Origin of the sequence: Synechococcus sp. OH2 (assembly GCF_047462155.1) — a bacterium.
Lineage (GTDB): Bacteria > Cyanobacteriota > Cyanobacteriia > Thermostichales > Thermostichaceae > Thermostichus.
In genome coordinates this window covers 5,125-10,628 of sequence record NZ_JANSIR010000009.1, presented here as the reverse complement: position 1 = coordinate 10,628, position 5,504 = coordinate 5,125, and the positions used below count along the sequence as shown (strand labels likewise).

The window sequence follows — 5,504 nt, the reverse complement described above, 5'->3', positions numbered from 1 at the left end:
AAAGCGGATGGGGAAACCCCACCCGCCTGCGCGGTGGGGTAGTTCATTTATCTGGACTATAGGCAAAGGGAAAGAGTGCTCACATGGGCGTTGCCAGGGGATTGCGCGGGAGGTTAGGTTTTGTAACAGTCTTCCGGCGGAGCGACCCCAGAGATGGCAACCCAAGCTTTTCTGCCGCTCTGGTTAGGCCGGCTTAGACGAAAAACTGTCCATCTGAGGGTGAGATCTTGCTGTTGAATTGCCTAGATCCTGTGTTGCTGGCTGTCGAAGCCGCTGCTTCCGTTGAGCCGCCAGTGGGAGACAACCTCTCTCCCCTGATCTTGGTGGCGGTGCTGCTGGCGTTGGTGGTTATCTACTTGGCCAGCCGCATCGCCGGAGAAATTGCCGTTCGCCTCAGCTTCCCCCCGGTGCTGGGAGAGTTGCTGGGGGGTGTCTTGGTGGGAAGTTCTGCCCTGGGGCTGCTGGTCTTTCCAGAAGGGCCGGTCTCCCCAGAGACGTTGCACAACTTGGCCCACTCCTCCGCCTTGATGCAACTGCTGCAAGTGACTGCCGGCCTCGACGAGGGATCCCTTGTGCCGGTGTTTGCCTCCCAGACTGAGATCATCAACGTCCTCTCGGAGATCGGGGTAGTTATCCTCCTATTTGAAATTGGCCTCGAGTCGGATCTGGGGGAACTGTTGCGGGTTGGCCCGCAGGCAGCGGCTGTGGCCGTTATTGGGGTTGCTGTCCCCTTTGCGGCGGGAACCCTGGGCCTGCTCTACCTCTTTCACGTGCCCGCCATCCCTGCCATCTTCGCCGGGGCGGCTCTGACGGCAACCAGCATTGGCATCACCGCCCGCGTCTTGGCCGAGCTGCAAAAACTCACCTCCCCCGAAGGCCAGGTGATCATCGGCGCCGCTGTCCTGGACGACGTGTTGGGCATCATCATCTTGGCCGTGGTGGCCAGCTTGGCCAAAACCGGAGAGGTTGACGTCGCCGATGTGAGCCTCATCATCCTCAGCGCTGTCGTCTTTCTGGTCGGCTCTATCGTCTTGGGGCGACTCCTCAGCCCCTACTTTGTGGCCCTTCTCAACCACCTGAAAGCCCGCGGCAACCCCCTTTTGCCCGCTCTGGTGTTGGCTTTCTTGTTGGCCTACGTGGGACAGGTGATCCACCTGGAGGCGATTTTGGGCGCTTTTGCCGCCGGCCTGATTCTGGGGGAAACCGACAAGCGTCAAGAGCTAGAAGAACAGATCAAACCCGTTTCCGACCTGCTGGTGCCCATCTTCTTCGTCTGTGTCGGGGCCAAAACCAACCTCGCCGTCCTTAACCCCGCCATCCCTGCCAACCGGGAGGGGTTGATCATTGCCGTCTTCTTGGTTAGCGTTGCCATTTTCGGCAAGCTGGCCGCTGGCCTGGGGGCGTTTGGCAAGCCGGGCATCAGTCGTTACGCTGTCGGCGTGGGCATGATTCCCCGCGGCGAAGTGGGCCTGGTGTTTGCCGGCGTGGGAGCGGCCAGCGGCGTTCTCTCCGAGGCTCTCGACGTCAGCATCATCGTCATGGTGATTGCCACCACCTTCATCGCCCCCCTCTGGCTGCGGGGGGTGCTGGTGGGCGGGGAAGCAATAGAAGCCAATACGTCCGGCCCAGACGACGCCCCTCCCTCTCTCTTGGAGCTACAGGCGGAGGCCACGGAGCAAGGCCGCAAAGACGCTGCCAGTGCTCCAGAGCTCGCTCCCCCAGACTCAGGACGGGTGGGTATTCCTGAGGGTTAATCAACCCCTCAGTTGCCGCCAGATGGCCTGTACCAGCAGCCGCAGAGGGTTGCGCCGACGTGGTTTCCCATCTCGGATCCTGTCCGTCGTCTCTGCTTGTGGCGCCATCGCTTGCACTGACGGCGGGTCAAACCGCTGTATTGTGGTCGAGCGTCGATCCACCACCTCTGCCTTAACGCTGCGGAAGCCCACAGCCTGGAGACACTGCTGAAAATCGGCATCGCAGGAGCGGCGAACATAGTATTGCAGCCGCACCTGATCCCCCAACAGGATCTGATCTCCGTCCTTGAGATCCCAGCTCAGACATCTCTGCCCGTTCACTGAGATGCCGTTGGTGCTGCGCTTGCCCTCAAGATTGCCGTCCAGCAGCCGGTAGGTGTACTGGCCGTCCTTGTGCGGTAGCCGCAACAGCAGCGCATGTTGCCGGGAAACAGCTGCCGAATGGATGACAATAGCGTTGCTGGGATCCCTGCCGATAGAATAAGTGGCGGCACTGAGGGCCACGGCCCGCCGTCCCTGCTCGTCGTCGATCACTAGCACATGCCAAGTCTGGGATGAAGAGAAGGCGGAGTCGGTAGGCATGGTCTGAGCATTGGCCGGGGGTTAGCTCCGCCGAGGGGGGACTCGGCAAAAGAGAGGCTTTCCCTCATAATGATAGGACAGGGCTCCCCTAGCAGTGAGCAATTGTAAACAGCAGCTATGACTTCAGCTTCATCCCTTCTCCAGGAACTTCCCCCGATCTACCCCGGGGTGGCTGTGCGGGTCATCAATCCCAACGATACTTACTACCTCTTTGAAGGACAGGTGCAGCGGGTTACCGACGACCACGCTGCTGTCCTCTTTGAGGGCGGCAACTGGGATAAATTGGTAACCTTCCGCCTCACGGAACTGGAAGTGGTGGACAAATCCCGTCGCTAGCTTGGTTTTCCATGCGCAGCCATTGGCAGGAACCATTCCTCTGGATCTGTGCCGCTGGGATCCTCCTCTTTCCCGTGTGGCTTGGGCTAACCGTCATTGGGTTGGCCACGGGGGATCCCCTTCTGCCGGTGGGAGTAGAGCAGGCGGCAGTGGCTGTGGCGGGCATTGGGCCAGTATTTGCCATGCAGTGGCGCAAACCGTTCGACATCTTCAGCCTGTGGGTGGCCGCCATTCCTCCCGAAGAGCTCACCCCCGGCCAACGGCGTATTTTAGCTGCCTTCCTCAGCCCCGAACACAAGATCTTGACGGTATTGGCGGCACTCCTGCTGCTAGAAGTCTTTGAGCGCCTCTACGACTTTGCCCCCCTCTTTGCCTCCCTCACCCCCGGTGGCGGCACCCGCCTGGCCGGCCTGGCCATAGCCGCCTTCGGGTTTTGGGGGGCCAACCTGTTTTTCCAGATCCCCATTGCAGCCGTGCGGGTGCTCCTCCTCAGCGAGCTGGAGCTGGCCCAAATCGATCCCATCCCTGCTGAGGAGATCGAAAGCCGCTTCTCCGTTGTTGGCGATCGCCACATCCCGCTGCTGCAACGGCTGTTACGCTGGGTTGCCGCTCTGGGATCCGCAGTCCCATCCCAAGGACAAAAGGATGAAAATCAGAGACTTGACTGTAAAGTAACAGAAGTATCTGAAGCTGCCAGCTCAGATACTGAATCTGAAGGACGGGAGGCTGCCACACCGGAAACAACCCCTGACTTTACCTAGACAGGTTGCTGGGACGGATTTCCACCCCAAAGAAACTGCAGCTCGATGTTAGAGTGGATGGAATCCAGACTGTTGTCTGACCATCGGCGTTCTCCCGACCTTCGAGGCTACCGCACCGGCAATGGCGAGCAACCTTTCCTCCCGCTTGAAACAGTTCACCCAACGCCTCAGAGAAACCACCCAGCTTTCCCCGTTTTTCACCGAGCAAGCCACCAGCGAAACCCAAAACCTCGCGCGGGAGTTGGCTCAGCTTGGAGAATATGCCACCCAGCTCAGCCAGGTGGTGATGGAGGTGGACTTCCTCAACCAGCTCCATACCCGTCTCTTGAATGAGCGGGAAGTGCTGCAGCAAGAAAAAGACAACTTAGAAGCACGGGTCTTCGAGTTGCAGCAGGAGCGCAACGAGATTGAGCCCCAGGTGATGTACCTGCGTGAACAACTGAGCCAGGCTGCTTTTCAACTGGAGCAAACGCAAAACCGCGAGCGCAGCCTTAGCGAGCGGGAACGGCAATTGTCAGAGATTGTAGCCCAACTGGAGCGCCGGCGGGCCGTCCTCAACCAGGCTATCGAAAACCTCACCAACCAAGAGGCCGATTACACCGTTCGCAACAAAGAGCTGGAAGCCGTCATCAAGGATAACGAGCGCAAAGCCAAGCAATACTTAGAAGCCGCCAACCACTACCGGGCCTACTTGGAAGAGCTGAACGCCCAGATACAGGAAGCTCAGGCCAAGCTGAGGAGCCTCGGTGTTGAGCCCAAACCCACTGACCTGCCGCGGCTTGAGGATATGGAAAAGCCGACTCCCATCCCTACCCCGCCGCCCTCCACTCCCATCGGCTACCCACCACCCCAACAGTCTCCTCCACCCCAGTCGGGCGGTTACTGGTCGGACAGCCCCTTCGATGACGATCCCTGGAGCTAGGTTGCCCAGCCCACCCCCCACGACCCAGCTCTGCGGCAAAGCTCAGTGCTCTCTGCCTTGACCCGCCTTGGGAGGAGGTGGTGAGACACGTACTCTGAAGAAGAGATCCACAGGAGGGGATCCCTTCTAGGGATCCAGCGTCTAGTTGCACCCAAGCCAGACCTATGGAACCGACTGTGCCGGATTTACAAGCCCTCAGCCAATGGGATCGGCAGTTCTGCCGCTTTGCCGAGCAGCAACAGCTCCTCAAGCCCAAACAACTGGCCTTGGCCCTGAAGATCCAGCGGCAGCAGCACGGCCCCCTGGCTTTGATCCTCTGGCAGTTGGGGTTCGTGGGCCTGCAACACTTGGCCCAGTTCTGGGAGAGAGTATCTAGCGGCGCCGAGCTGCTCCGAGATGAGGCCCTCGGCTGAGAAAAGGGGCAAGAGCCCCAAGGTTCTGCGCTATCCCTCTGTGTCCCTGGAAGAAGCTGGAATCCACAAGCATAGGTCTAGCCCTGCAGTCAAGTCGATTCTTCCGGCAGCAGACCTTTGGGATCCTCTGGCGGCGGCAGATGCGCCAGATCCACAGTCGCTCCCCCCAACAGCCGGGCTTGGATCCCTTTGAGGACGACATACAGCACCGGCACCACCAGCAGGCTGAGTAGGGTTGAGACGAACATACCGCCGATAACAGCCGTGCCCAGAGATTGGCGGCTGGCAGCCCCGGCGCCACTGGCCACCGCCAGCGGGAAAATGCCCAGGATCGTGCTCAAAGCCGTCATGAGGATGGCGCGGAAACGCGTCTCCGCCGCCTGGATCGCGGCCTTGGCCAGTGGGATCCCTTGGGCAACCAGTTGGTTGGCAAACTCCACGATCAAAATCGAGTTCTTGCTGGCCAGACCGATCAACATCACCAGCCCCACTTGGCAAAAGATGTCGTTGGCCAGGCCCCGCAGCAGTTGGGCCGAGAGCGCCCCCAAAACCGCCAGCGGCACCGCCAGCAGAATGATCAAGGGATCCACATAGCTCTCAAATTGGGCCGCCAGCACCAGGAAGACGAACACCGACCCCAAAGCAAAGATCAGCGGCGCCTGCCCCCCCGACTCGATCTCTTCTAAGGACAGGCCCGACCACTCGAAGCCAAACCCCTGGGGCAGCAAGCGGGCAG

Annotated in this window: 7 protein-coding genes; 5 read left to right on the top strand and 2 right to left on the bottom strand. The window is 60.0% G+C overall.

The features are described 5' to 3' along the window. The first annotated feature begins 251 nt into the window (after positions 1-251). Positions 252-1,754: a cation:proton antiporter gene (locus tag NW835_RS00700; protein WP_414365860.1), complete on the top strand. Its 1,503-nt coding sequence runs from the start codon at positions 252-254 to the stop codon at positions 1,752-1,754. Here NW835_RS00700 and NW835_RS00695 read toward each other — a convergent pair whose 3' ends face one another. Beyond that, entirely contained in the window at positions 1,755-2,336 is a 582-nt protein-coding gene (locus tag NW835_RS00695) for an FHA domain-containing protein (RefSeq protein WP_414365859.1), read from the bottom strand. A gap of 117 nt (positions 2,337-2,453) precedes the next feature. Between NW835_RS00695 and NW835_RS00690 the strand changes: the two genes are divergently transcribed. From NW835_RS00690 to NW835_RS00675, 4 genes are all read left to right on the top strand, one after another. Beyond that, positions 2,454-2,672 carry an NAD(P)H dehydrogenase subunit NdhS gene (locus NW835_RS00690; RefSeq protein ID WP_414365858.1) on the top strand — a complete coding sequence of 73 codons (219 nt, stop codon included), beginning with the start codon at positions 2,454-2,456 and terminating at the stop codon, positions 2,670-2,672. 11 nt (positions 2,673-2,683) lie between these two features. Then, positions 2,684-3,433, top strand: a complete 750-nt coding sequence (locus NW835_RS00685) for a low-complexity tail membrane protein (protein WP_414385972.1) — start codon at positions 2,684-2,686, stop codon at positions 3,431-3,433. Between the two features lie 121 nt (positions 3,434-3,554). Then, positions 3,555-4,355: a hypothetical protein gene (locus NW835_RS00680; RefSeq protein WP_414365856.1), complete on the top strand. Its 801-nt coding sequence runs from the start codon at positions 3,555-3,557 to the stop codon at positions 4,353-4,355. A gap of 164 nt (positions 4,356-4,519) precedes the next feature. Continuing rightward, positions 4,520-4,768, top strand: a complete 249-nt coding sequence (locus tag NW835_RS00675; RefSeq protein WP_414372633.1) for a DUF2949 domain-containing protein — start codon at positions 4,520-4,522, stop codon at positions 4,766-4,768. Positions 4,769-4,857: 89 nt separating this feature from the next. Here NW835_RS00675 and NW835_RS00670 read toward each other — a convergent pair. Further along, positions 4,858-5,504, bottom strand: a 647-nt coding sequence (locus NW835_RS00670) for an efflux RND transporter permease subunit (RefSeq protein WP_414414258.1), incomplete at its 5' end; no start/stop codon positions are given.

Coding starts and splice junctions, on each gene's coding strand:
- NW835_RS00695 (WP_414365859.1), bottom strand. CDS start 2,336: ATGCCTACCGACTCCGCCTTCTCTTCATCCCAGACTTGGCATGTGCTA.
- NW835_RS00690 (WP_414365858.1), top strand. CDS start 2,454: ATGACTTCAGCTTCATCCCTTCTCCAGGAACTTCCCCCGATCTACCCC.
- NW835_RS00685 (WP_414385972.1), top strand. CDS start 2,684: ATGCGCAGCCATTGGCAGGAACCATTCCTCTGGATCTGTGCCGCTGGG.
- NW835_RS00680 (WP_414365856.1), top strand. CDS start 3,555: ATGGCGAGCAACCTTTCCTCCCGCTTGAAACAGTTCACCCAACGCCTC.
- NW835_RS00675 (WP_414372633.1), top strand. CDS start 4,520: ATGGAACCGACTGTGCCGGATTTACAAGCCCTCAGCCAATGGGATCGG.